Here is a 23961-nt window from a genome sequence, read left to right as displayed (position 1 = left end):
GACTATAGTCCGTCTCATCGGGAGGCACTGCCATGACCGCACCCATCGGCCGGGACGAGCTCAAGGCCTCGATCGACGCCGGCACCGTCACCGTGGTCGACGCGCTGGGCGGCGAGTACCACGCCAAGCAGCACCTGCCCGGCGCCGTGCCGCTCGTCGCCGCGGACGTGGACGCGCAGGCGCCCGCCCTGCTGCCCGACCGCGCCGCCGCGATCGTCACCTACTGCTCCAACCCGGCCTGCCCCAACAGCGGGCAGGTCGCCGACCGGCTCACCGCGCTCGGCTACACCAACGTCCGCAAGTACCGCGAAGGAATCGAGGACTGGGTGGCCGCCGGGCTCCCCACCGAATCCGCCTGACCCTGCGGCGGGGCGGGCGCGCACACCGCGCGCCCTCTCCGCACGACGGCACCCGCGACCGTCACGAGCCCTTCACTTAGAGTGATTTCCATGGAGGGAACCGAAGAGGACCGGCTGACCGAGACCGCGACGCGGATCTTCGCGGAACTCGGGTACGACGGGACGTCGCTGCAGATGATCGCCGACGCGGCGGGCATCGACCTCGACACCGTCCGCCGCGTCGCCGCGACCAAGGCCGACCTGTACCGCATCGTGATGCGCCACGCCGACGAGGCCGAGGAGACGGCGCTGCGGGAGGCGCTGGCCGGCTTCACCCCCGACCGGCGCGGCATCATGCTCCTCGCGGACGCCTACCTGGACTTCTACGCCTCCCATCCGCAGGTCCTGGCGCTCTGGCAGCACCGGTGGATGGGGGACGCCGCCGACCTGCCCGACCTCGAAGAGGTCTACACCAAGCCCCTGTCCCGCGACATCGCCGACACGGTGCGCGGCCTCGTCCCGCCCGACGTCGATCCGGACTACCTCATCTGGAGCGTGGTCTGGTGCGTCTACGGCTTCCTCACCGGCGGCGTCGTCCACAGCGGCCCGGACGAGCCGCCCCGCCGCCACACCCCGAGCACCGCCCCCTGCCCCCACGACGACGTGGCGGGGTTCCGGGCCTTCCTGCACACGATGCTCGACCACATGTTCACCCCGCTCCCCCGGCCACCCGCCTGACACTTCCGCCTCCTGCCGGGGCACCGCAACGATTCGCCGTGCGCAGGGCGCAACACGCAACGAATCCGCAGGTCAGCGCAAGGACGACGCATTGGAATGCGGCGCGTTCGTTTCTAGGCTTTCGCTTAGTCGAGTCGTTTTGGCAGCCCCAGGAGACAGCATGACCGTGATGCCGGCGACGGAGCCGACCACCCCGCGGCGGACCGCGCTGCGGCGGCACTACCTGATGTGCCGCCCCGAGCACTTCGCCGTGACCTACGCCATCAACCCGTGGATGGACCCGGCCGCCGGCGCGGACGCGGGGCGGGCCGTCGCGCAGTGGGAGGCGCTGCGCGCCGCCTACCTGTCGCTCGGCCACGAGGTCAGCCTCATCGACCCGATCGAGGGCCTCCCGGACATGGTCTTCGCCGCGAACGGCGCCCTCGTCGTCGGCGGGCGGGCCTACGGCGCGCGGTTCACCTTCCCCGAGCGGGCCGCCGAAGGCCCCGCCTACGCCGACTGGCTCCGCAAGAACGGCTTCCCGGACGTCCTCCTGCCGGAGCACACCAACGAGGGCGAGGGCGACTTCCTCACGCTGGACCACGTCATCCTGGCCGGGACGGGCTTCCGCACCGACATCGCCGCCCACCAGGAGGCGCAGGAGTTCCTCGGCCGCCCGGTGGTGACGCTGCGGCTGATCGACCCGCGCTTCTACCACCTGGACACCGCGCTGTTCCCGCTCGGCGGCGCGAACGTCGCCTACTTCCCGGGCGCCTTCTCGCCCGGCAGCCGCGCGGTGCTCGAACGGCTCTTCCCGGAGGCCGTGATCGCGGACGAGGCGGACGCGGCCGTCCTCGGCCTCAACGCGGTCTGCGACGGCCGCAACGTCGTCATCAACGCCGAGGCCGCCGGCCTGATCGGCACGCTGCGCGAGCACGGGTACGAGCCCGTCCCGGTGGATCTGTCGGAGCTCCGCAAGGCCGGCGGCGGCCCCAAGTGCTGCACGCTGGAGCTGCGGCCCTGACCCGTCCGCCCGGCGGCGTCCGCCGCCGGGCCTCGCCCCGCCCCGGTCCGTGCGAGCCGGCGGCCGGTCAGGAGGCGTCCCCCTCCACCTGGCTGAAGTCGACGTCCCAGAGGACGACGTCGGCCCCGGCGAGTTCGGCGAGCTCCTCGATGCCCTCGGGGGCGCGGACCTGGACGGCCACCCAGGGCTGGTCCTCGCCGCAGCCGGCGACGAGGAGTTCGAGGGAGGAGTACATGGGCAGGACGCTGCGGCCGTCCTCGAACCGGCTCAGGACGAACTCGGCGATGCCGTCGCCCTGGTGGAAGCGGCGGGAGGGGACGTAGACGACCTGTGTCCAGGCGGCCGCGCCGCCGTCCTGCCCGTCCGCCACCCGGTGCCCCTCGTGCAGTTGTCGGTCGAAAACAGATCAACTCTACACATCGATGTCCACCGAGCGTCAAGATGGATCTGACCGAGCCGGTGACATATTACGGCCGGCCGGAGAATGGCTTTTCCTGCGCCTTTACCGGTCCTCGGAGAGGGCGAGGTGGCGGCGGGTGAGGTGGCGTGTCCGCAGCACGCCCGCGACGCCGATCGTCCAGATGAGGACCTGGACGGTCCAGGCGGCGCGGAAGGCGGACGGGGTGAAGTCCTTGCCGGGCGACAGGGCGTCCAGCACGAACCCGATCAGCAGGATGGTGACGAGGGCGGCGGCGAAGCCGCCGACGTTGACGATCCCGGTGGCGGTGCCCTGCCGGGCGGGCGGGTTGAAGGTGCGCGCGTAGTCGAAGCCGATCATGGCGCCGGGCCCGCCGAGCGCGACGCAGACCACCAGCACGACCAGCAGCCAGGCCGGCGCGGGCGGCGGCCAGGCGAGGACGGCGGCCCAGGCGGCGGCGTTGACCCCGACGATGCCGAGGACGAGCCGGGAGCGGCGCAGCGGGTACCGGGCGACGAGCCGCCCGACGAACGGCCCGGAGACGACGTTGGCCAGCACGAACAGGGTGAGCAGCGTCGACGCGGCGGAGGGGCGCATCCCCTGGCCGGACACCAGGTACGGGTAGCCCCACATGAGCGCGAAGGTGTTGGACGAGAACTGGGTGACGAAGTGCGTCCAGAGGCCGAGGCGGGTGCCGGGGTGCCGGAAGGCGGCGCGCAGGTCGCGGCCGACCTGGCGCAGCGGCGGGGGCGCGGTGCGGACGGCGCCGGGCGCCGAGTCGCGCAGGACGGCGACGGACAGCACGCCGACGAGCACGCCGAGGGCGGCGGCGGAGCCGAACGCGGCCGTCCAGCCGGGGCCGTGCAGCAGCGCGACGAGCGGGACGGCGCTGAGCACCTGGCCGAGCTGGCCGAGCAGGCCGGTGAGCTGGGTGACGACGGGCGCCTGCCGGCCGGGGAACCAGGTCGCGACGATGGACAGCACGCTGATGAAGGTCATCGCGTCGCCGGCGCCGACCATGACGCGGGCGGCGACGGCGGTGCCGACGGAGGTGGAGACGGCCATCAGCGCCTGCCCGGCGGCCATCAGCAGCGCGCCGCCGGCGATCATCCAGCGGGGGCCGACGCGGTCCAGCAGCAGCCCGACGGGGATCTGGAGGCCCGCGTAGACCAGGAGCTGGAGGACGGTGAAGGAGGCCAGCATCCCGGCGGACGCGCCGAAGCGGTGGACCGCGTCGATGCCGGCGACGCCGAAGGACGTCCGGTGCAGGACCGCCACCACGTAGGCGAGGACGCCCACGCCCCACAGCGCCCAGGCGAGGGGCGCCGCGCTCCGCTTCTCCAGGGGTTCCAGGGGGTTTTCTACGCTTTGGGCGGTCTGCACGTATCGCTACTTTAGGTCACGTTCTCCGGTGATCCGGACCCGGATCGGGTCGCGCGGGCGCGGCCCCCATGGCCTACGGTCGGCGTGGTGAACGCTGACGAGGAACGGTGGCGGGCCGAGCGCGCGCTGCTGAACGCCGGCCGCGACCGCCTCGGGCGGCTCGCGAGCGACCTCTACCCCGGCGTCCCGCGCGTCGCGGGGACACGGCTGATGTGCCGCGAGGAATGGATCCCGGACGCCCCCGTCCCCCTGGAGAACGTCCGGCTGGAATGGGACCCGGCACCCGAACCGCCCGCCGTCGCCGACCCGTCCGACGGGCTCCCGGACAGGTACCGCACCTACGCGGGCGCCCTGGCCGCGCTCGCCCCGCCGAGGATCTTCGACGACCGGCCGAGCTACCGCCTGCTCGCCGCCGCCCCGCCCATGCTGCGGTTCGGCCCCGGCCGGTACTTCGACGGCGTGAACGTCGGCGAGGCCGCCGCGCACGAGCTGGCCGCCGGCCGAGACGGCCTGCGCCGCCGCGTCGGCGACCCCTGCGACCTGCGCCGCCGGACGGCGCTGTGCGCGATCACGACGCTGACCGTCACGGTGTCCGGCGCGTACGTGCTGCACTGGCGGGACCCGGCGAAGGTCGCGCACGCGGGCGGCCTCCACCAGGTGATGCCGGTCGGTGTCTTCCAGCCGCTGGCGGACGAGCGCGACGACCTCGACCTGTGGCGCTGCATGGTCCGCGAATACGCTGAGGAACTGCTCGGAATGGACGAGGACTACGGCGACCATTTCGTCCAGGAGGAATGGCCGTTCCACCGGGCGATGACGCGAGCGCGGAAGGAGCGCCGCGTCCGCGCCCATTTCCTCGGGCTCGGCGTCGATCCGCTGACGTTCGCGCTCGACATCCTGACCGCCGTCGTGATGGACGACGCGGCGTTCGCGGACCTGTTCGGCGGGCTCGTCGAGGTCAACGACGAGGGCCGCGTGTCCATGGCGGACCTCGGCGGGCCGGTCCCGGAGCCGATGCAGCCGGCCGGAGCCGCCGCGCTCGCGCTGGCCCGGCGGCACCGCGCCGCCCTCGGCATCGGCGGCTGAGCGCCGTCAGCCCTCCCCGAGGGCCTGCCGGCTGAGCGCCCGCAGCTCGTCCAGCGCGTCGTCGAGGTGGTCGATGAGCTCCGACGGGTCGGGCACCAGGTCGCGGCAGGCGACGATGCCGACGTCCACCTTGCCGTCGTAGGAGAAGACCGTGATGTTCATGCCGCCGCTGACGTCGGTGACCACGGAGATCGGGTAGTAGCCGAGCACCCGCGCGCCGCACAGGTACAGCGGGAACTGCGGCCCCGGCACGTTCGACACCACGAGGTTCACCGGCCGCAGCGACACCGCCGAGGCCGCCTGCAGCGCGAACCGGGTGACGGCGCCCGCGACCGGCGCGGGCAGCAGCCCGCTCATCTCCCGCACCCAGCCGCCCGACGACGCGGTGAACCGCCGCTTGACCAGGTCCATGTCGCGCCGGACGGCGGCGTACCGCTCGGCCGGGTCGGGGATGTGGGTGGCCAGCGGCGTGCTCATGATCGACACCTGGTTGCCGCCGGGACCGGCGCCGCCCGCCAGCCGCAGCGACACCGGCACGCCCGCGACCAGCGGGCCGTCCGGCAGGTCGCCGCGCTTGTCCAGCCACTGCCGCAGCGCGGTCGCGCACAGCGCCATGACCACGTCGTTGACGCTGCCGCCGAGCCCCCGCCGGATCTCCTTGACGTCCGCGAGCGGCAGCTCGCCGCAGGCGACGGCGCGGCGCCGCCCCACCGGCCGGTTGAACGGGGTGGGCGGCGCGGCGGCCCGCGGCACCGGCGGCGCCTCCGGCCGCCCCAGCGCGCCCTGCACCAGCGACGACACGAAACCGATGCCGGGGATCGACGCGAGGCCGGGGATCTCGTCCAGGTACGGGGCGGTGCGCGCGACCGACAGCACCGACCGGACGGGGTGCGCCGCCGCCCGCAGCAGGCCCGTCCCGACCATGGCCGCCGGGCTCGGCGCGCGCGTGGGAGCGGCGTCGTCCGGCGGCAGCTCGCGGGGCTCGGGCGACAGGTCGAGCAGCGCGGCGAGCGTCTCGGCCGCCAGCACGCCGTCGATCGCGGCGTGGTGCACCTTCAGGTACACGGCGACGCGGCCGCCCCGCAGCCCCTGGATCAGCGCGATCTCCCACAGCGGGCGGGACCGGTCGAGCGGCTGCTCGTGCAGCATCGCGACCGCGTCGGCGAGCTGCCGGTCGTCACCGGGCGCGGGCAGCCCGATCTCGACGATGTGCTTCTCCGGCGCGAAGTCCGGGTCGTCCTCCCAGTACGGGAAGTCCAGGCCGAGCGGCACCCGGACGAGGCGCCGCCGCAGCGGCGGCGCCAGGTGGGCGCGGTCGCGCACCAGGCCGGCCACCTGCTCGACGGTGAGCCGCCCGCCCGGGCACGACGCGGGATCGAGCACCCCGAGCCCCGCGATGTGGGCGTGCACGTTGCCCATCTCGGCGTTCAGGAATGTGGCGTCCACGCTGGTCAGCTGGTTCATCCGATCGTCCCGTCCGCTCGTCCGGCACTTGCCTGCCCTCCCAGGTTTCGGCGGCGGACGCGGAACGTCAACGCTCCACGGCGGGAAGTAACGCCGACTTAACGGGACGTTTCACCCGGTTCATCTGCCGATTAGGGCAACAGGAAACCTTTTCCCGATCGGCCGCCCTGTTCTGGTCAGGGAACGTCACAGGCCTGATCAAGAAACGGTTCGCCCTCCGCCCCGTTGATCATCGCACTAGGCTGATGCGCCATGACGGCACGCCCCCTCACCGAGATCGTCGAAGCCGGCTGGGCGCAGGCCCTCGCCCCCGTCGCCGGGACGATCGCCGCCGCCGGCGACTGGCTGCGCGCCGAGGTCGCCGCCGGACGCCGCTACCTGCCCGCCGGGAACCTCATCCTGCGCGCCTTCACCCAGCCGTTCGACGACGTCCGGGTGCTGATCGTCGGCCAGGACCCGTACCCGACGCCCGGCCACCCGGTCGGCCTCAGCTTCTCCGTCGCCCCCGACGTCCGGCCGCTGCCCGCCAGCCTCGTCAACATCTTCCGCGAGTACTGCGACGACCTCGGCCACCCCGAGCCGTCCAACGGCGACCTCACGCCCTGGGCCGAGCGCGGCGTCCTGCTGCTGAACAGGTCCCTCACCGTCATGCCGCGCAAGCCCGGCTCGCACCGCGACAAGGGCTGGGAGCAGGTCACCGAGCAGGCCATCCGCGCCCTCGCCGCCCGCGACCGCCCGCTCGTCGCGATCCTGTGGGGCCGCGACGCCCGCAACCTCAAGCCGATGCTCGGCAACGTCCCCTGCATCGAGTCGCCGCACCCGAGCCCCTACTCCGCCAACAGCGGCTTCTTCGGCTCCCGCCCCTTCACCCGCGCCAACCAGCTCCTGGAACAACAAGGCGCCCAACCCATCGACTGGAAACTCCCGTAAAAGCCGGCCCGGAAGACCCGGCTGAACACCCATACGAAAGACCAGACCCCAGCCACCACCACGGGCAGGCACGCGGAGCGAGTGCAGCGAGCGCAGCGGGCCTGCCCGTGGTGGTGGACGCGTTTCCCGCGGAGCGCCAGCGGAGCGGGAAACGCGTCCCCCGTCGCAACAGGGGTTCCAGGGGGTCGCCCCCCTGGGTCAACGCGGCAGTCTTCGGAGGAGGGTGGCGAACTCGCCGGTGCCCTCGTGGGGGGCGTCGGGGGGCAGGGGGGTCAGGCGGCGCTCGCCGTGGCTCCAGTAGACGCCGGGGGCGCAGGGGTCGTCGGCGGCCGCGTGCATCTCGCGGACGACGTCGGCGAAGACGGGGAGCACCTCGCGGACGGCCGTGGACGTGATCGGGTACAGCAGCAGCGTGCTGTGGCACGGGACGCCGACCAGCGCGCCGTGCTCGTTCGGCACCGGGAGGAACTGGTCGACCTCGCTGAGCAGCGCCGACACGTACCGGCTGCCCGGTTTCGCGACCACCCGGACGTTGCGTCCGGGCAGCAGGGGCTGGTCGTGCACCGACACGTCCGACAGCTCGCGGTCATGGGTGTTCGTCATCACGTAGCCGAGCTTGTGCAGGCCCAGCAGGCCGGCCCGCGCCTTCGTCAGCGGCCCGCCGTAGCGCGGATGCTCGATCATCACCATCGCGTCGAAGTGGTCGCCGGCCGGGACGACGACGAGGCCCTCCCGGTCGCGCGGTGCGAGCTTCGGCACGATCCGCAGCCGCAGCAGCTCGCGGACGTCGCCGAACAGCTCCATCTCGCCCACGGCGAGGAACGCGCGGTCGCCGACCTCGCGGACCCACTCGTCCACCACCTGCGGCCACGCCGAGCGCGGCTCGCGGGCGCAGCGCTCCAGGACCGTCCAGCTGGAGGCGCGCGCCTCGGACCGGCCGAGCGGCAGCACCACCTCGGACGTTCCGGAGTCGAACCAGGCGCTGGGCGCCAGCGCCGGGAGCACGTCGCGGATGAGCGCGTGCACGTCCGCCGCCGCGTCCAACGGTTCCATGCTCATCCCCCTTCACCATCGGCGGATCACGTCACACCCCCCACCTTCTCAGAGTTCCGGCCGCTTGTGGGATCCATCGCGATCCCGGCGCCGCACTCGCTGATCATGGCGTGCCTCAAGTACGGTGCTGACATGTCCGAACGCGTGTACCCGCCAGTGATCAAGACGGCTCTTGGCGTGTTCAAGGCCCTGAACATCAAGTTCCGTCTGGAGGGGACCGAACACATTCCCGCCGAGGGCGGTGCCGTGCTCGTCAGCAACCACGTCAGCTACCTCGACTTCATCTTCGCGGGGCTGGCCGCGCACCCGGCGGGCCGGCTGGTGCGGTTCATGGCGAAGAAGGAGATCTTCGACAACCGGGTCGGCGGGCCGCTGATGCGCGGGATGAAGCACATCCCGGTCGACCGGGAGGCGGGCGCCTCCTCGTACGCGGCGGCGCTGAAGGCGCTGCGCGGCGGGGAGATCGTCGGGGTGTTCGCGGAGGCGACGATCAGCCGGTCGTTCACCGTGAAGGAGATCAAGAGCGGCGCGGTGCGGATGGCGGTGGCGTCCAAGACCCCGCTGATCCCGGTCGCGATCTGGGGCCCGCAGCGGCTGTGGACGAAGGGCCGCAAGCGCCGGCTGCTGCAGCGCAACGTGCCGGTGACGATCCTCGTCGGCGAGCCCATGTACCCCAAGCGCGGCGACGACTACGACCAGGTCACCGAGGACCTGCGGGGCCGCATGTCCGAGCTGCTGGAGAAGGCGCAGCGCGAGTACCCCGACGTCCCGAAGGCGGGCGAGAAGTGGTGGCAGCCCGCCTACCTCGGCGGCACGGCGCCGACGCCGGAGGAGGCCGAGAAGCTCGACTTCCAGGAGGCGGAGGCGCGCCGGGCCGCCCGGCAGGAGCGCGAGGGCGGCGCCGCCTGAGCCGCTCCGGTGTCCCTAATTCGGTGGACGCACCCGCCCGCGACGCCTGATGATCAGTGACATGACCATGTCGCGGGAGAGCGCGCAGGACGTCCTGCATCTCGTCGGCCCCGGGGAGAACGCGAGCGACCCCGGGCCCGACGCGACGCTGCCCGTGGTCTTCAACCTCAGCGACAACAACTCCCCCGCCGACGTGATGGACGTGCTGTCGCTGCGCCCGTTCGCGTCCGGCGAGCAGCCGTGGTCGCGGTCGACGCGGCTGGACCACGTCCGCCCGGAGGCGCCGCTGCGCCCGGACGGGGCGCGGCTCGTGCGGGTGGCCCGCGAGAAGGGCAAGGAGTCGGTGCTGGCCGAGGGCGACGGCTGGACGCTGCTGACGAACCGGTGGAAGAACGGCAGCGCGTACCTCGCGGTGTCGGCGGTGTCGGACGCGCTGGCGGAGTCGGTCCTGGACGCGTCGGTGAAGGACGCGACGGATCCGCCGAAGACCGACGAGACCAGTGTCGAGATGGGCTTCTGGCACATGGGGATGCACGGGCCGTCCCGGGACGAGCGGGCGATCTCCGCCGACGCGTGGGAGGACATCCGCGGCAACTACACCGCCGCGGTCGCCGACGCGCTCGACCGGGTGATGAAGCTGACGCGCGACGAGGTGGCGGGCCGGCTCCTGCTGCTGCACGGCCCGCCCGGCACCGGCAAGACGACGGCGCTGCGCGCGCTCGCGCGGGCGTGGGGCAAGTGGTGCCAGGCCGACTGCGTGCTGGACCCGGAGGCGCTGTTCGGCACGCCGAGCTACCTCATGGAGGTGGCGGTCGGCGACGACGAGGACGAGAACCGCCGCTGGCGGCTGCTCATCCTGGAGGACTGCGACGAGCTGATCCGCGGCGAGGCGAAGCAGTCGACGGGCCAGGGCCTGTCGCGGCTGCTGAACCTCACCGACGGGATGCTCGGGCAGGGCCGGGACGTGCTGGTGGCGATCACCACCAACGAGGATCTGGCGATGCTGCATCCGGCGGTGGTGCGGCCGGGGCGCTGCCTCGCGCAGATCGAGGTGGGCCGGCTGTCCCGCGAGGAGTCGGTGGCGTGGCTGGACGGCTCGGACGCCGCGTCCGAGATCGGCCCGGACGGCGCCACCCTCGCGGAGCTGGCCGCGCTCCGCAAGGGCGAGCACCGTCCCGAGACGCACGCGGCCCCCTCCACCGCCACCGGCTTCTACCTCTAGCCTCCGCGTTCGGTCAGGTGGCCTTCGCGAGGGCCTGCTCGATGTCCTGCCAGAGGTCGTCGGGGTCTTCCAGGCCGACGGCGAGGCGGACGGTGCCCTCGCCGATGCCTGCGGCGGCGAGGGACGCGGCGTCCATCTGGCGGTGCGACGTGCTCGCGGGGTGCATGACGAGCGTGCCGGTGTCGCCGAGCGACGGGCTGAGCGACACCAGCCGCACCGACTCGCTGAACACCCGCCCGGCCTCGCGCCCGCCGGCCAGCTCGAACGACAGGACGCCGCCGGCGCCGTCCGGCAGCAGCCGGCGCGCGATCTCGTGCTGCGGGTGGTCGACGAGCCCGGGGTAGTGGACGCGGTCGACGGACGCGTGCCCGGCGAGGCGGCGGGCGAGGTCGAGGGCGTTCGCGCTGTGCCGGGCGACGCGCATCGGCGCGGTCGCGAGCCCGCGGAGGGTCAGCCAGGCGGCGAACGGGTCGGCGGTGGAGCCGAGTTCGACGGCGTGGTCCCAGACGCGGCGGTGCAGGTCCGGGTCGGCGAACACGGCGGCGCCGCCCATGACGTCGCCGTGCCCGCTGAGGAACTTGGTGACGGAGTGGACGACGATGTCGGCGCCGTGCTCCAGCGGCCGGAACAGCAGCGGCGCGAACGTGTTGTCGACGACGGTGAGCACGCCCGTCCCCCGGACGGCCTCGGCGAACGCGGGGATGTCGGTGACGTGGGTGGTCGGGTTCGCGACCGTCTCCAGGTAGAGCATGCGCGTGTTCGGGCGCAGCGCGGCCCGGACCTCGCCGGGGTCGTCGCCGGGGATGTGCGTCAGCTCGACGCCCCACCGGTCGGCGAGGTCGTGCAGCAGCGCGTACGTGCCGCCGTAGAGCGACGACTGCGCGATGACGTGGTCGCCGGATTTCAGCAGCGCCATCAGGACGCCGTTGACCGCGCCCATGCCGGCGGCGGTGGCGAGGGCCCCGGCGCCGCCCTCGATCTCGGCGAGGGCCTCTTCCAGGGAGCGGACGGTCGGGTTGCTCATCCGCCCGTACAGGAACGCCTGCCCCGGGCCGTGGAACGCGGCGGCGAGGTCGTCGGCGGCGTCGAAGGCGAACAGGTGGCCCTGGTAGATCGGCTGGCCGAGCGGGCGGCTGCCGGACGGCGTGATCACGGGCGGGTGGACGGCTCGGGTCTGCGGATGGTGTCCGGTCATGTTCCCAGCCTGCGGTGCGGCGGCGGGCGAGCGGCAGAGCCAATCGCGGGCAGTGGCCTGGAGAGGTTCGACCAGTGGCCCGGACCACGCCCCCGGCTTCCGCTCCGCGGCGCCGGACCACCGGCCCGGCCGGGGCCGCCGCCGTCCCGCCGCCCGGTACGGTTCCCGTCCGCCTGCTCACCCACCCCGCGAGGGCGAGCCGGTGGCCGGGGCGTCCCGGGCGGGCGACGGGCGGCGTCCCGCGGCCGGAGACCCGAGCATGTCCCGAAGGGGACGGTCCGCGCCATCCGTGAGATCACGGCCATATGGACTGATATTTCGGTGTTCGTCCCGTACGGACTACGGGGTCGCGTGCGCGAACAGGTGCCGGTACACCCGGCGCAGGCCGTGGAGATCACTGACCGGCTCGCCGAACGTCAGCCGCAGGTCGAACGTCCCGCCCGCATCCGGCGACGGGGCGGAGCAGCGCAGCCACATCCCGTACCGGTCCAGCCCGAGCGGCCGGACCTCCGGCAACCCGTCCGGGTCGCCGGACGGGGACGCCGACACCGGCAGCAGGCCCTTCAGCTCGTCGCGGTGGCAGGAGTCCAGGTGCGCCAGGATGCCCGCGCCGATCGCCGCGAACGGGTCCGGCGCGGCGGCCGCGTACTCCTCGGGTTCGAGGGTCGCGCCGCCCCAGGCGTCCTCGATCTCGACCTGCGCGACGTCCATCGTGAGCACCGTCCACTCCCCGTCGCTCGGCGGCTCCTCGGCGGCCAGGTCGAGCAGCTCGGGACGCGGGTGCGGGCGGGACAGCCGCAGCGCGGCGGCCCGCAGCCCGGCCGGCGGCAGCTCCGTCAGCCATCCGTGCAGCCACGCCCGGCCCCGCACCCGGTCGGCGAGCGGCACCGGCGCGACGTCGCAGATCCGCAGCGTGGCGGGCAGGTCGTCCTCCCCGTCCAGCGCCCTGACCAGCGGCGAGTCCTTCGGCAGGAGCAGCAGCGGCCGCCCGTCGAGGTCCGTCGTGTAGGCCGGGACGGGCGTGTGCGGGACGCCCGGCGCCGCGAGGACGCCGTCCCCCATGCCGTAGGCGAGCGTCCGCGCCCGTTCCGCCGCCGTCGGCCCGCCCACCCGCGTCCCCGTCGTGTCCGCTCGCCCCACCATGGCCTCCTTGACGTACTGAGTTAGGCTTGCCTAACTAAGGCTTACCTAACCACTGAGGAGCGCGATGAACAACCCCCGGCCCAAGGTCCGCCTCTCCCGGGCCCTCGGCATCCCGCTGACCCCGAAGTCCGTCACGTACTTCGAGGCCCGCCCCTACCCGCCCGGCGTGCACGGCCGCGCCCGCAAGCAGGAGAGCGACTACAAGGTCCGGCTCCGCGAGAAGCAGCGGCTCCGCGCGCAGTACAACATCCGCGAGGCCCAGCTCAGCAACGCCTTCGCCAAGGCCGCCAAGGCCGGCGGCAAGACCGGCGAGGCCCTCCTCGTCGACCTCGAACGCCGGCTGGACGCGCTCGTCCTGCGCGCCGGCCTCGCCCGCACGATCTACCAGGCCCGCCAGTTCGTCGTGCACCGCCACATCCTCGTGAACGGCCGCCGCGTCGACCGCCCCTCCTTCCGCCTCCGCCCCGGCGACGTCATCACCGTCGCCGAACGCAGCCGCGGCATGGACGCCTTCCAGATCGCCGCCGCCGGCGGCCACACCGACACCGTCCCGCCCTACCTCGACGTCCGCCACGACGCCCTCGCCGCCCGGCTCACCCGCCTCCCCGAACGCCGCGAGATCCCCGTCATCTGCGACGAGCAACTCGTCGTCGAGCACTACTCGAGATGATTCCCAGGGGGGCGACCCCCTGGAACTGCCGTCACGACGCAGTCGATCCTCACGCCACCGCTCGGGTCCCTCGTGACCGTGCGGCGTGCGGCTCGTGGCGCTGCGGCATGCGGTTATCTCAGGGTGCCGAGTTCCTTGCGGGCGGTGGTGCTCAGGGTGCGGAGGGCCGAGACGAGGGCGTGGCGCTGCTCGTCGGTGAGGGGGCCCGCGAAGTGCTCGCGGAGCGTCTCGGCGTGCACCCGCATCGCCTCGTCGAGCTTGGCGCGGCCCGCATCGGTGAGCTCGACCAGGTGGCGGCGGCGGTCGCCCTCGTGCGGCCGGCGGCGGACGAGCCCCGCCTCCTGCATCCGGTCGACCAGCCGGGTCATGCCGCCGCTGGTGAGGATCAGCTCGCCGGCCAGCCCGCCCATGTCGGGGCAGTCCGCGCCCGCGGACGACAGCCGGAGCAGCACCTCGAACACCGCGTGCCGGATGCCGCAGCGGCGCTCCAGCTCGCGGCCCGCGATGCGCTCCAGCAGGGCCGCGGCGCCGAGCAGCGCGCCGAACTCTTGGATCACCTCGTCCGGCACCCGGGTGCCGCCGTCTGAGACCGAACGCTCCGTCACCATCGACATTCTGCCCGCCCCCTCCGACACGTTCCCCTGCACAACGCGCCGCGCCCCGCACGGCTTCCACCGTGCGGGGCGCGGGACGCCGCGTGCGTCAGTTCTTGGGCTTGCCGCTCCCGGTCGTGCTCGGGGACGGCGACGCGGCGCTGCTCCCCGGCACCAGGCCGCCGCTCCCGGCGTTCTGGTTGCTGTCGTTCACGCCGGACGGGTACTGCTTGGTGACCTTCCACTTGCCGTCGACCTTCGCCAGCGCGAGGCGCAGCAGCGTGGCCGGCTGGCTCACCTTGCCGTCCTTGGTCTGCAGGCCGATGTCGACCATGACGACCACGGTGGCGAACTTGCCGTTGACGCTGCCGACGAACACGTCGGTGCTCTTGGACGACATCCCGACCTGGGAGTCGCTCTTGAACGCCGCGGTCAGGCCCGGCAGCGTGGACTGCTTGAACTGGTCGAGCAGGTCCCCGGCCATCAGCTTCTCGGCCTTGGCCGCCTGCGACTGGTAGTTGGACGCGTTGTAGTTGAACGCCACGTCCCCGTACTGCAGGGCCACCTTGGAGACCTCGCCGCGGGCGTCCTTGTCCGACGCCAGGCCGCTCGCCCTCGTCCACTGCCAGATCGCGAGGCTCGCCAGCACCGCCACCACGACGACCGTCGCGATGACGCGGACCAGCGACGACGAGTCGGCGTGCTCCTTCGGCGGGCGGGTCGGCGTGTAGGAGAACGGGCCGACCTTGCGCGCCGGACGCGCCGCCGCGTCCGCCCGCTCCTCGGCCTCCTCCTCCGGGGGCTCGAGCCGCTCCGGACGGGGCTTCGCCGTGGCGGGCCGCGCGGGAGACGCCTTGGCGGCGGGCTTCGCCGCCTTCGCCGCGGGCCGGGCGGCCTTCGCGGGCCGGGCCGGGCGCTCGTCCTCCTCGTCCTCGGCCTCGATCGCCTCCAGGACGTCCTCGAGGTCGTCATCGTCGTCGATGACCTCGATGACCCGGACCCGCCGCTTGCGCTTCGGCCGCGCGGCGGCGGGCCGCTCGGCGGCCTCCGCGGCGCCGTCCTCCGCGCCGTCCTCCTGCTCCGACGCCCCGGCCTGCGCGGCCTCCGCGTCCTCGACCGCCTCGTCCTGCTCGGACGCGACCGCCTCGACCTCGTCGGCCTCGCCGTCCGGGTGGCTCTCCCGGGCGGCGTCCGCGGCTTCCTTGGTGGTCTTGGCTGTCACTTCGGTACTCCTACGGGGATTGGGGTCAGTCCTTGTGCCGGCGGCGAAGCCGGGACAGGCGGGACACCACGGGCACCGAGCCCATCATGACCCTGATCAGCACCATCAGTGCCAGAACCGGGGGAATGTAGATTAGCCAAACGGGTGGCCCACCAGAAGGGTCCTTGCCGTTGTTCGCGGCGTTCTGCGCCTTCAGCGGCTTGTCGAGCGCGGGATCGTGGGTGGGGATCACGTCGCCCGGGTTCTTCGCCCGGTAGGTGTTCTGCTTGACGTCCAGGTCCGGCGTCCGGCCCCCGGCGCACGTCGGCACGGTGGCCAGCTGCGGCTGCGGCAGCGGGTACTTGTACTCCAGCGCCGCCTGGTGCTTCAGCGTGATCTCGAAGATGACGTTCAGCACGGGCTTGCCCTGGTCCAGCCCGATGACGTTGTCGAGGACGGTCTTGAGCTGCGGCGCGACGGCGAGGGTCGTCTTCAGGTCCGACAGGTAGTTCGGGTTGTAGGCGGAGATGCCCCAGGTGCCGAGCATGTCGACCGTGCAGTCGAAGTTCGGGCCGGTCTCGTCCAGCAGCTGGTTCACCGTGGACAGCAGGCCGGGGCCGCGGTCGCGCAGCTCGGCGAGCTGGCCGCGCATCTGCGCGAGCGCCGAGGTGAGGGCGGCGACGTTGTCGATGCCCGCCCCGAGCGCCCCCCGGTTCCGGTTCAGCACGCTGGTGATCTTGCCGAGGTCCCGGGTCAGCCCGTCCAGGAGCTCGGTGTTCTGCGCGAACGTCTGGGTGAGCTGGTCGCCGCCGTTGACGATCTGGCGGATCGAGTCCTCGCGGCCCGCGAGGCCCTCCGCCAGCTCGTGGGTGAGCACCTTCGCGTCGTCGGGGTTGATGGCGTCCAGGGACTTGATGACCGCGCCGAACAGGTCGCTGTACTTCGGCGGGACCTTCGTCTGCGACACCGGGATGACGGTGCCGGGCCTCATCGGCGGCGCGCCCGCCTGCCCGGGGGCCGGGGTCAGCTCGACCACCGGCTCGCCGACCGCGGACTTGCGGGCCGCCGCCGCGGTGACGCCGCGCGGGATCTTCACCCCGCGCTCCATGTCGAGCCGGACGACGACCTTGTTCCCCTGCAGCTTCACCGAGTCGATCTTGCCGACCCGCAGGCCGAGGTAGTCGACCTCGAAGTTCGGGTGCAGGCCCGGCGACGACTCGAACTCGGCCGTGATGTGGTACGGCCGCTCGATGAAGTCGAAGTGCACCACGTTCCGGAACGCCCACACGATCATGATCACGGCGAGTGCGCCGAACACCGCCAGGTTGATCGTCACTCGCCTGGTCATTGCCGCCCCTGCAGGATCTTGTCGAGGTCGGGGAACGCGGTCCGGAACTGCTTCGGCAGCTCGGTGTCCCCCGCGCCGCCGCCGCTGCCGCCGCCCGTCGCCTTGCTCTTCTTCTTCGCGGGCTTGTCGCCGCCGAGCACCGGCGTCCCGTCCGGCCAGAGGATGTTCAGCAGCGGGTACAGCAGCAACTGCCCGTCGTAGCTGGCCCTCGGGAGCTTGTCGGTGAAGGTCACCAGCCCGTTGACCAGGTTCGTCAGCCGGGTGCGGTTGTTGCCGAGCTGCGCGAGGACGGGGTCGAGGTCGTCCAGCAGCTTGCGGAACCGGGCGACCCGCCCTTCGAGCACCTTGTCGTTCAGCTGCCGGGCCGCCTCGGTGAGCTTGGCGACCGTGCCGAGGATCTTCCGCTTGTCCTGGTCCAGCAGCCGGGTGGTGCGCTCGATCTGGACGGGCGCCTCGTTCAGCGCGCCGTCCCCGGCGGCCAGCGACCGGCCCAGCTTGGCGAGGTGGTCGACCGACTCGCCGAGCTGCTCGCGCTGGTCCGCGACGAGCTTCAGCAGGCTCGTCGCCTTGGCGATCGAGGTGTTGAGCCGCGTGCCGTTGCCGTCCAGCGCGGTGGCGCCGGCGTTGACGACCGTCGCCACGTCGTTGCCGGCCAGCGCCTGCACCAGCGGGCCCGCCTGCCCGACGACCTGCTCGAACGCCGGCTGCACGCTGGTCTGCGTGATCGCCGCGTGGTTCGCCAGGAACGGGCCGCGGTCCATGCTGGCGCCCGGCGGCATCTGCAGGTCGACGAAGTTCTCACCGAGCAGCGACGTCACCTTGATCTCGGCGCGGGTGCCCTGCGGGATCTTGACCCCGTCCTTGATGGACAGCGTCGCCTTGGCGCGGTAGCCGTCCAGCTCCACCTTGGTGACGCTGCCGATCGTGATGTCGGACATCTTCACGCTGTGCCCGGCGACCAGCCCCTGCACGTCGCTGAACTCGGCGGTCAGGGTCAGGTGCCCCTTCGGCGCCCCGACCGTCTTGTAGTTGCAGCCCGAGAGCGCGAGGACCGTGGCGAGGACGAGCAAGACGACCTTCCTGCCCATCAGTTGCCTCCGTTCTGCCAGGGACAGTTGGAGTTGGGCGCGGGAAGCGGGCAGTCGACCTCGTCGGTGTCCATCAGGCCCTTCAGCCACGTCCGCACGAACGCGTCGGTGGCGAACCGGATGTGCAGCGACTTGTCCTTCTTGCCGTAGCCGCCGATGAGGGCGTCGCTGACGCCCGGCAGCACGTTCAGCAGCTGCGCGATCTGCTTGGTGTTGCCCTTCAGCACCAGCGCGACCCGGGTGAGGACGGCGAGGTCGTAGGGCAGCTGCCCCTTGTACCTCTTGAGCAGCTTGTCGCCGTTCTTGGACAGGTCCAGCACCGCGCCGATCAGCTCCTGCAGGTCGCCGCGCTCGGAGGCGAGCACCTGCGTCGCCTGCCCGAAGTCCTGGATCATGGTGCCGAGCACCTGCTCGCGGCCCCGGACCACCCCGGCCATCCGGCTGAGGTTCTGCGCGACCTCGATCAGGTCCTTGTCCTGCCCGGCGACGTTCTCCACCAGCCGGGCGCTCTGCTCCAGCGTGGCGTTGAACTCCTTGCCGTTGCCGTTCACGGAGTCGGCGGCCTTGCCGAGCGCCGTCTGCATCTTCGTCGGGTCGAGCGCGTTCGCCAGGTTGGTGAAGGAGTTCAGCGCGTCGTCCACCTCGACCGGCACGGTCGTCCGCTCGATCGGGATGACGTTGGAGGTCTCCTTCGGCTCGCCCGGCTTCCACGCCGGGTGCAGCACCAGGTTCCGCTCGCCCACCAGGTTCAGCGGGACGATCGAGGCCTGCACGCCCTGCGGCAGCGGGACGTCCCGGCCGATGTGGAACGTCACCTTGATCTTGTCGTCCAGCTGCTTCACCGTGTCGACCCGCCCGACGTCGACGCCCATCACCAGGACCTTCGACTGCGGGTAGAACGAGCGCGCCTTCGGCACGTAGACGGTCATCGTCCGCTCGCCGCCGGACGAGCCGATCGAGCAGCCGCCGAGCGCGGCGGCCAGCGCCAGCGCGAGCGCCGCCGCGACGGCCCGCGCCGGACGGGCCCGTCCGGCCGGCCTCGCCCGCGAGGGGACGTCCCGCGCCCCCCGTGCCGGCTTCGTCGGAATGAGGCGGCCCATCAGTTGCCTCCCTGCCCGGCTGGGGAACGCCGCGTGGAGATCGGTCCCGGCGGCTGGATCGGCCCGAGCCCGGTGAGCACGCCCTCGATCCAGGGCCCGTTCCCCTTCAGGTTCGCGACCTGCTGGAACGTCGGGCCGAGCAGCGAGAAGTCGGTGTTCAGCGCGTCCATGTTCGGCGCCAGCCGGGTGGTCAGCAGGTGCAGGTTGTCCAGCAGCGCGTCCAGCTTCTTCTGGTTCCTGGAGATGACGTTGTCGAGGGTGCGGACCGTCCGGCTGCCCTGCCCGATCGTCGCGGCGAGCTCGTTGCGCCGGTTCACCAGCGACCGCAGCAGCACCTGGCTGGAGTCGATGATCTCCCGGAGCTTGTCGTCCTTGCTCGCCAGCGTGCCGGTGATGGTCTTGCTGGCCTCGATCAGGTTCTGGATCTGCGGGTAGGAGTCGTTGAGCGTGCGCGACAGGTCCTGGATGTTCTCCAGGATCCGGTGCAGTTTCGCCGCGCCCGGCGACTTGATCGCCGCGACCTCCGTCAGCAGCTTCGTCATGCTCTTCTCGTCGAGCTTGCCGACGATGTTCTGGGTGTTCTCCAGCGCCTGCGGCACGGTGAACGGGACGCCGGTGTGGTCCAGCGGGATCCGCCGCCGGGACTCCGGCAGGCTCGCCAGGTAGGGCCTGGCGACCGGGCCGGACAGCTTCAGGTAGCGGCCGCCGAGCAGCGTCGTCGTCTCGATCTCCGCGCGGGTGTCGCGGCCGAGGTCGATGCCGGCGTTGACGTGCCAGGTGATGAGGACCCGGCCGTGCGCGAAGTCCGGCTCCACCGCGGTGACCCGGCCGGACTTCACGCCGGCGACGCGCACGTCGTCGCCCTTCTTGATGCCGGCCTGGTCGGAGAAGTAGCCGCTCATCGTGTAGCCCTGGTCGAACAGGTGCAGCTGGCCGATCGCGAACGCGAAGATCAGCGCGGCGGCGAGCACCGCGAGCGTCACGATCGCGACGAGCCGCTGGTTGACGTCCCGCAGGGACTTGAGCGCCATCAGCCGCCACTCCCCGTCAGCATCGCCTTCAGCTTGGCCAGGTCCTGCTTGGACGGCTGCTTGGTGCCGGGCGCCTTCGGCAGCTGCATCGGGAAGGGGCACGGCCCCTGCACGACGTTCAGGCACAGCGCGTTGGTGCGCAGGAAGTGCCCGCCGTTGGCGGCGGCGAACAGCTCGCGGAGGGTCAGCGGAAGCTGCTGCACCATCTTCTCCAGCTGGTCGACGTTCAGCCGGAACGTGTCGCTGAACTTGCCGAGGTTGTCGATGATGCGGGCGAGCTGCGCGTCGTTGCCGCCGAGCACCGCGTTCAGGTTGGTGGTGACGCCCGAGATCTGCACGACCGCGTTCTCCAGCAGCTTGCGGTTGTCGGCGAACACGCCGGTCAGCGACGCCAGGTTGTCGACGCTGGCGGCGATCTGGGTGTCCCGCTTGGCGATCGCGTCGCTGACCGTCTCGTAGTCGTCGATCATCCCCTTGATCGTGTCGCGGCGGGCCTCGAAGGTCTGCAGCAGCGCGTCGAGGTTGTCGGTCAGCAGCGCGATGTTCTGCTCGTTGCCGTCCAGCGCCTGCGAGAAGGAGAAGAGGATCTTGTTGAGCTGGTTCGGGTCGAGGCTCTGGGTGAGCGGGCCGAGGCTGTTGAGGATCTCGCCGAGGTCCACCACCGACCGGGTGTGCGGCACCCGGTCGCCGTTGCCGAGCCTCGCGGGGCTGCTGCCCGGCTCCAGGTAGATGACCCGCTGGCCCATGACGTTGCGCCAGCGGACGGCGGCGGTGGAGTCGGCGGGCAGCCGGACGTCCTTGTCGACCGCCATCCCGACCACGGCCTTGCCGCGCACCACCTTGATGCTCTTCACCTGGCCGACCGGCGTCCCCGCCACCTTCACCTCGTCGCCGGTGAGCAGGCCCGTGACGTCGTCGAACGTCGCGGTCAGCTTGTAGCGGGAGTTGAAGCTGGCGCCGAGGATCTGCTGCCCGATGTAGAAGGTCAGCAGGAGGGTCACCACGAGGAAGACCAGGAACTTCAGGATCGTGGTGTACTCCGGCCCGCGCGCGGCCTTGCCGCGTACCGGGCTCATGGCCGCCCTCCCGCCGTGCTCGCCGTCTTGCCCTTGGGCTGGAACGGGTCGGTGGTGCACACGTCGATGAAGACCTGGCACAGGTCGAGGCTGAGCGCCTCCTTGGCCTGCGCGATCGTGGTGCCCGACGGCCCGGGGATCCGGATGATGCGCGCCAGCAGGGCGAAGAAGCCGTTCAGGCTGTCCATCAGCACCGGCAGCTTGTCGTTCTCGGAGTGCACCGTCGCGGCGACCCCGCCGACGTTGTCGATGAGCTTCCCGAGGTTCGCGCCGTGCCCGCGCATCGTGGTGCCGACGGTGTCGCCGAGCCGCCCCGCCTGCGTCAGCAGCTGGTCGATCTTGTCCGGCTTGGCGTTGATCACCTGCGACAGCGTGTTGAAGTCGCCGGTGAACCGGGTGATGTTGTCACCGTGCGCGGCGAGCGTGCCCGACAGCCCGTTGATGTCGTTGAGGAGCGCCTGGATGTACGCGCGGTCGGCGTACGTGGCGTCCACCACCGTCGACCCGTTCTGGATCAGCCGCCGCGCGGCGGGCCCCTCACCGGACAGCCCGGCGCCGAGGGTGTGCAGGATCGTCGCCACCTCGTCCGGGTTGATCGCCTTGGTGAGGTTGTAGGCGGGCCACGCCGTCTGCGACAGGTCCTGCGGGTCGGCGGTCTTCACGACCCGCCCGCCGTCCTTGAGGAACGGGCCGGACAGCTCGTGCGCGCCGGGGTCCAGCACCAGGTCCTTCGGACCGAACACCGAGACCGGCTCGATCGTCGCGGTGGCCGTGTCGGGGACCCGGACCCCCTTGTCGACGCGGATCTTCACGGTCACCCGGCCGTCGCGGCCGAGCTTGATCGTGTCGACGGAGCCGACCGCGATGCCGCGGATCTTCACGTCCGACTTGCCGGGGTCCAGGCCCTGGCCGGCGGTGCCGAACGTCGCGTCGTAGTAGGTGGAGCCCGCGTACGAGGGGGTGGTGGAGATCCCGACGGCGACCGCGGCGACCGCGATCACGCCGGCGCCGACCAGGCCGAAGATCGTCCGGGACCGGGAGGAGAGGCTCTCGTCGCTCATCCGGTCAGCCTCACCGTGCTGCCGTGGCCCCAGAAGATGTACGACAGGAGCAGGTTCATCAGGATCATCAGGATGGTGGACTCCCGGATCGCGCGGCCCGCGGCGACGCCGACGCCGACCGGGCCGCCCGCGGCGTAGTAGCCGCGGTAGCAGTGGATGAACATCACGATGAACGCGAAGACGGCGACCTTGATGACGCTGTAGAACACGTCGATCGGCGGCAGGTACAGGTGGAAGTAGTAGTCGTAGATGCCGGGCGACAGGCCGAAGTACTGGATCGTGATGAACCGGGTGGCGAAGAACGCCATGAACAGCGACACCAGGTAGAGCGGGACGAGCGCGATGACGCCGGCCGCGACCCTGGTGCACACCAGGTAGGCCAGCGAGTTGATGCCCATGACCTCCAGCGCGTCGATCTCCTCGGAGATGCGCATCGCGCCGATCTCCGCGGTGAAGCCGGTGCCGACCTGCGCGACCAGCGCCACGCCCGCGATGATCGGGGTGACCTCGCGGACGTTGGAGTAGCTGGCGACGAGCCCGGTGAACGCCTCCGCGCCGATGCGTTCGAGCCCGGGGTAGCCCTGCAGGCCGACCATCGCGCCGGTGGCCAGCGACATCGTCGCGATGACGAAGATCATGCCGCCGCCGATCACCAGCGCGCCGACGCCGACGGTGATGTCGCTGACCTGCTTGGCCAGCGTCTTGCCGTACTTGCGCCGGATGATGATGTCGAAGAGGAGGTGGTACAGCACCCGGCCGAGGAAGATCGGCAGGTTGGCCGAGGCCGACAGCCCGGCGGTGCGGCCCTTGACGGCCCGGCCCAGCTTGCGTACGGGGGAAATGGCGACCATCAGAACCTCGGGGGGAACAGGACCTGGTAGATCATGGTGAGGATGTAGTTGGTGGCGAACACCACGATCGAGGTGACCACCACCGCCTTGTTCACCGCCCGGCCGACGCCGACCGGTCCGAGGTCGCAGTTCATGCCCATGTAGCAGGCGACCGCGGCGGCGATGAACCCGAAGATCCACGCCTTGAACAGGGTGATGACCAGGTCCGAGAACTGCAGCAGGGTCGTCGCGCCGTCGAAGAACGCGCCCGGGCTGACGCCCTGCTGGATGACGTTGAAGTAGTAGCCGCCGAGCACGCCCGCCAGGATCACGACGGAGCAGAGCAGGCCGGACACCATGCTCGCCGCCCACAGCCGGGGGGTGACCAGGCGGTGGATCGGGTTGATGCCCATGACTTCCATGGCCGCGAGTTCGTCGCGGATGTTGCGGGCGCCCATGTCCGCGGTGATGGCCGAGCCGCCGACGCCGGAGACCAGCAGCGCGGCGGCCAGCGGGGCCACCTGCTGGATCATCGCGGCGGTCAGCAGCGCGCCGGTGCCCGACTGGGCGCCGAGCTGCCGGGCGATGTCGCCGACCTGCAGCGAGATGGTGGCGCCGAGCGGCACCGCGATCAGCATCACCGGCACGCTGGTCACCCGGGCGAGGAACCAGCACTGCTCGACGAACTCGCCCCACCACTGCCGCAGGTCCCAGGTGCGGCGCAGCCCCTCCAGGAGGGTCACGCACAGCAGCCCGGTCTCGTCGAGCGCGCGCTCGACCCGTCTGCGTGCCAGGTCCGGGGCCTTCGTCAGGCTCAGGGCCATCAGCCGGTGCCCTCCCCCGCGGGGGGTGCGTGAAGGGTCATCCCAGCCTCCTTCGTTCTCGGACGTCGGCGCCCATCCGATACTCCGGTTCCCTGCTCTACCACGGGGGCGCCGCTGTGTCCTAGGGGTGTTCCGCGCCACCTGTGGTCTCGGTCGAGACCGGTACCACTCACGGGACCACCAGGGTCACACGGACACTCTCGTCCCGCTTGTGATCTGGAGCACTCTATTGGAAGAAGTTCTAAGAAGCGAGTACT

At 71.9% G+C, this 23961-nt stretch carries 24 protein-coding genes; 8 read left to right on the top strand and 16 right to left on the bottom strand.

Annotated features, from left to right (window positions below; genetic code table 11):
- The first annotated feature begins 32 nt into the window (after window positions 1–32).
- From ABT299_RS07290 to ddaH, 3 genes are all read left to right on the top strand, one after another.
- Window positions 33–359, top strand: coding sequence for a rhodanese-like domain-containing protein (locus ABT299_RS07290; protein ID WP_500250095.1), 327 nt, complete (start codon window positions 33–35; stop codon window positions 357–359).
- A 90-nt stretch (window positions 360–449) separates the two neighbouring features.
- On the top strand, window positions 450–1076 hold the full coding sequence (locus ABT299_RS07285) for a TetR/AcrR family transcriptional regulator (protein ID WP_500250094.1): 627 nt from the start codon (window positions 450–452) through the stop codon (window positions 1074–1076).
- 160 nt (window positions 1077–1236) lie between these two features.
- Complete coding sequence (ddaH, locus tag ABT299_RS07280; protein WP_190865953.1) at window positions 1237–2079, top strand: dimethylargininase; 843 nt, start codon at window positions 1237–1239, stop codon at window positions 2077–2079.
- 67 nt (window positions 2080–2146) lie between these two features.
- On the opposite strand, the gene ABT299_RS07275 is transcribed toward ddaH, so the two are convergent.
- Both ABT299_RS07275 and ABT299_RS07270 read right to left on the bottom strand, forming a co-directional pair.
- Window positions 2147–2449, bottom strand: coding sequence for an SAV_915 family protein (locus ABT299_RS07275; protein ID WP_190865951.1), 303 nt, complete (start codon window positions 2447–2449; stop codon window positions 2147–2149).
- 132 nt (window positions 2450–2581) lie between these two features.
- The gene (locus ABT299_RS07270; protein WP_500250093.1) at window positions 2582–3880 is read right to left on the bottom strand and encodes an MFS transporter; all 1299 of its coding nucleotides are present in this window, start codon (window positions 3878–3880) and stop codon (window positions 2582–2584) included.
- Between the two features lie 87 nt (window positions 3881–3967).
- Between ABT299_RS07270 and ABT299_RS07265 the strand changes: the two genes are divergently transcribed.
- Entirely contained in the window at window positions 3968–4966 is a 999-nt protein-coding gene (locus ABT299_RS07265) for a hypothetical protein (RefSeq protein WP_500250092.1), read from the top strand.
- 6 nt (window positions 4967–4972) lie between these two features.
- Here ABT299_RS07265 and ABT299_RS07260 read toward each other — a convergent pair whose 3' ends face one another.
- Window positions 4973–6430, bottom strand: coding sequence for a WS/DGAT/MGAT family O-acyltransferase (locus ABT299_RS07260; RefSeq protein ID WP_387026792.1), 1458 nt, complete (start codon window positions 6428–6430; stop codon window positions 4973–4975).
- Between the two features lie 252 nt (window positions 6431–6682).
- Here ABT299_RS07260 and ABT299_RS07255 point away from each other — a divergent pair, with 252 nt between their 5' ends.
- Window positions 6683–7360: a uracil-DNA glycosylase gene (locus tag ABT299_RS07255; protein WP_190865945.1), complete on the top strand. Its 678-nt coding sequence runs from the start codon at window positions 6683–6685 to the stop codon at window positions 7358–7360.
- 198 nt (window positions 7361–7558) lie between these two features.
- Here ABT299_RS07255 and ABT299_RS07250 read toward each other — a convergent pair whose 3' ends face one another.
- The gene (locus ABT299_RS07250; RefSeq protein WP_433239611.1) at window positions 7559–8413 is read right to left on the bottom strand and encodes a hypothetical protein; all 855 of its coding nucleotides are present in this window, start codon (window positions 8411–8413) and stop codon (window positions 7559–7561) included.
- Window positions 8414–8545: 132 nt separating this feature from the next.
- Between ABT299_RS07250 and ABT299_RS07245 the strand changes: the two genes are divergently transcribed.
- Both ABT299_RS07245 and ABT299_RS07240 read left to right on the top strand, forming a co-directional pair.
- Entirely contained in the window at window positions 8546–9322 is a 777-nt protein-coding gene (locus ABT299_RS07245; RefSeq protein WP_500250091.1) for a lysophospholipid acyltransferase family protein, read from the top strand.
- Window positions 9323–9383: 61 nt separating this feature from the next.
- Window positions 9384–10544 carry a DUF5925 domain-containing protein gene (locus ABT299_RS07240; protein WP_241756342.1) on the top strand — a complete coding sequence of 387 codons (1161 nt, stop codon included), beginning with the start codon at window positions 9384–9386 and terminating at the stop codon, window positions 10542–10544.
- A gap of 13 nt (window positions 10545–10557) precedes the next feature.
- Here the strand turns inward: ABT299_RS07240 and ABT299_RS07235 are convergent, their stop codons facing one another.
- On the bottom strand, window positions 10558–11739 hold the full coding sequence (locus tag ABT299_RS07235; RefSeq protein WP_500250090.1) for a trans-sulfuration enzyme family protein: 1182 nt from the start codon (window positions 11737–11739) through the stop codon (window positions 10558–10560).
- Between the two features lie 339 nt (window positions 11740–12078).
- Window positions 12079–12882, bottom strand: a complete 804-nt coding sequence (locus ABT299_RS07230) for a DUF2470 domain-containing protein (protein WP_500250089.1) — start codon at window positions 12880–12882, stop codon at window positions 12079–12081.
- A 64-nt stretch (window positions 12883–12946) separates the two neighbouring features.
- Here ABT299_RS07230 and rpsD point away from each other — a divergent pair, with 64 nt between their 5' ends.
- Entirely contained in the window at window positions 12947–13552 is a 606-nt protein-coding gene (rpsD, locus tag ABT299_RS07225; protein WP_190865935.1) for a 30S ribosomal protein S4, read from the top strand.
- Window positions 13553–13665: 113 nt separating this feature from the next.
- On the opposite strand, the gene ABT299_RS07220 is transcribed toward rpsD, so the two are convergent.
- From ABT299_RS07220 to ABT299_RS07175, 10 genes are all read right to left on the bottom strand, one after another.
- Complete coding sequence (locus ABT299_RS07220) at window positions 13666–14157, bottom strand: MarR family winged helix-turn-helix transcriptional regulator (RefSeq protein WP_500250088.1); 492 nt, start codon at window positions 14155–14157, stop codon at window positions 13666–13668.
- 97 nt (window positions 14158–14254) lie between these two features.
- On the bottom strand, window positions 14255–15367 hold the full coding sequence (locus tag ABT299_RS07215; protein ID WP_500250087.1) for a hypothetical protein: 1113 nt from the start codon (window positions 15365–15367) through the stop codon (window positions 14255–14257).
- A gap of 25 nt (window positions 15368–15392) precedes the next feature.
- Window positions 15393–16694, bottom strand: a complete 1302-nt coding sequence (locus ABT299_RS07210; RefSeq protein ID WP_190865931.1) for an MCE family protein — start codon at window positions 16692–16694, stop codon at window positions 15393–15395.
- Window positions 16691–17782 carry an MCE family protein gene (locus tag ABT299_RS07205; RefSeq protein WP_190865929.1) on the bottom strand — a complete coding sequence of 364 codons (1092 nt, stop codon included), beginning with the start codon at window positions 17780–17782 and terminating at the stop codon, window positions 16691–16693. The genes ABT299_RS07210 and ABT299_RS07205 overlap by 4 nt, the downstream gene beginning before the upstream one ends.
- Complete coding sequence (locus tag ABT299_RS07200) at window positions 17782–18882, bottom strand: MCE family protein (protein ID WP_387026787.1); 1101 nt, start codon at window positions 18880–18882, stop codon at window positions 17782–17784. The genes ABT299_RS07205 and ABT299_RS07200 overlap by 1 nt, the downstream gene beginning before the upstream one ends.
- Window positions 18882–19913, bottom strand: a complete 1032-nt coding sequence (locus tag ABT299_RS07195; RefSeq protein ID WP_387026786.1) for an MCE family protein — start codon at window positions 19911–19913, stop codon at window positions 18882–18884. The genes ABT299_RS07200 and ABT299_RS07195 overlap by 1 nt, the downstream gene beginning before the upstream one ends.
- Window positions 19913–20989, bottom strand: coding sequence for an MCE family protein (locus ABT299_RS07190; protein WP_500250086.1), 1077 nt, complete (start codon window positions 20987–20989; stop codon window positions 19913–19915). The genes ABT299_RS07195 and ABT299_RS07190 overlap by 1 nt, the downstream gene beginning before the upstream one ends.
- A complete protein-coding gene (locus ABT299_RS07185) occupies window positions 20986–22050 on the bottom strand; it encodes an MCE family protein (RefSeq protein WP_500250085.1) in 1065 nt (354 codons plus the stop codon). Before ABT299_RS07185 ends, ABT299_RS07190 begins: the two co-directional genes overlap by 4 nt.
- The gene (locus ABT299_RS07180; protein WP_190865920.1) at window positions 22047–22901 is read right to left on the bottom strand and encodes an ABC transporter permease; all 855 of its coding nucleotides are present in this window, start codon (window positions 22899–22901) and stop codon (window positions 22047–22049) included. The genes ABT299_RS07185 and ABT299_RS07180 overlap by 4 nt, the downstream gene beginning before the upstream one ends.
- Window positions 22901–23704 carry an MlaE family ABC transporter permease gene (locus ABT299_RS07175; protein WP_151543100.1) on the bottom strand — a complete coding sequence of 268 codons (804 nt, stop codon included), beginning with the start codon at window positions 23702–23704 and terminating at the stop codon, window positions 22901–22903. The genes ABT299_RS07180 and ABT299_RS07175 overlap by 1 nt, the downstream gene beginning before the upstream one ends.
- Window positions 23705–23961 lie beyond the last annotated feature (257 nt).

Origin of the sequence: Spirillospora sp. NPDC000708 (assembly GCF_040299565.1) — a bacterium.
In the GTDB taxonomy this organism is placed as follows: domain Bacteria; phylum Actinomycetota; class Actinomycetes; order Streptosporangiales; family Streptosporangiaceae; genus Spirillospora.
The sequence above is the reverse complement of the archived record's forward strand: the minus strand, read 5'-3'. Positions and strand labels throughout refer to the sequence as shown.

Coding starts and splice junctions, on each gene's coding strand:
- ABT299_RS07290 (WP_500250095.1), top strand. CDS start 33: ATGACCGCACCCATCGGCCGGGACGAGCTCAAGGCCTCGATCGACGCC.
- ABT299_RS07285 (WP_500250094.1), top strand. CDS start 450: ATGGAGGGAACCGAAGAGGACCGGCTGACCGAGACCGCGACGCGGATC.
- ddaH (WP_190865953.1), top strand. CDS start 1,237: ATGACCGTGATGCCGGCGACGGAGCCGACCACCCCGCGGCGGACCGCG.
- ABT299_RS07260 (WP_387026792.1), bottom strand. CDS start 6,430: ATGAACCAGCTGACCAGCGTGGACGCCACATTCCTGAACGCCGAGATG.
- ABT299_RS07255 (WP_190865945.1), top strand. CDS start 6,683: ATGACGGCACGCCCCCTCACCGAGATCGTCGAAGCCGGCTGGGCGCAG.
- ABT299_RS07250 (WP_433239611.1), bottom strand. CDS start 8,413: ATGGAACCGTTGGACGCGGCGGCGGACGTGCACGCGCTCATCCGCGAC.
- ABT299_RS07245 (WP_500250091.1), top strand. CDS start 8,546: ATGTCCGAACGCGTGTACCCGCCAGTGATCAAGACGGCTCTTGGCGTG.
- ABT299_RS07240 (WP_241756342.1), top strand. CDS start 9,384: ATGACCATGTCGCGGGAGAGCGCGCAGGACGTCCTGCATCTCGTCGGC.
- ABT299_RS07235 (WP_500250090.1), bottom strand. CDS start 11,739: ATGACCGGACACCATCCGCAGACCCGAGCCGTCCACCCGCCCGTGATC.
- ABT299_RS07230 (WP_500250089.1), bottom strand. CDS start 12,882: ATGGTGGGGCGAGCGGACACGACGGGGACGCGGGTGGGCGGGCCGACG.
- rpsD (WP_190865935.1), top strand. CDS start 12,947: ATGAACAACCCCCGGCCCAAGGTCCGCCTCTCCCGGGCCCTCGGCATC.
- ABT299_RS07210 (WP_190865931.1), bottom strand. CDS start 16,694: ATGACCAGGCGAGTGACGATCAACCTGGCGGTGTTCGGCGCACTCGCC.
- ABT299_RS07205 (WP_190865929.1), bottom strand. CDS start 17,782: ATGGGCAGGAAGGTCGTCTTGCTCGTCCTCGCCACGGTCCTCGCGCTC.
- ABT299_RS07200 (WP_387026787.1), bottom strand. CDS start 18,882: ATGGGCCGCCTCATTCCGACGAAGCCGGCACGGGGGGCGCGGGACGTC.
- ABT299_RS07195 (WP_387026786.1), bottom strand. CDS start 19,913: ATGGCGCTCAAGTCCCTGCGGGACGTCAACCAGCGGCTCGTCGCGATC.
- ABT299_RS07190 (WP_500250086.1), bottom strand. CDS start 20,989: ATGAGCCCGGTACGCGGCAAGGCCGCGCGCGGGCCGGAGTACACCACG.
- ABT299_RS07185 (WP_500250085.1), bottom strand. CDS start 22,050: ATGAGCGACGAGAGCCTCTCCTCCCGGTCCCGGACGATCTTCGGCCTG.
- ABT299_RS07180 (WP_190865920.1), bottom strand. CDS start 22,901: ATGGTCGCCATTTCCCCCGTACGCAAGCTGGGCCGGGCCGTCAAGGGC.
- ABT299_RS07175 (WP_151543100.1), bottom strand. CDS start 23,704: ATGGCCCTGAGCCTGACGAAGGCCCCGGACCTGGCACGCAGACGGGTC.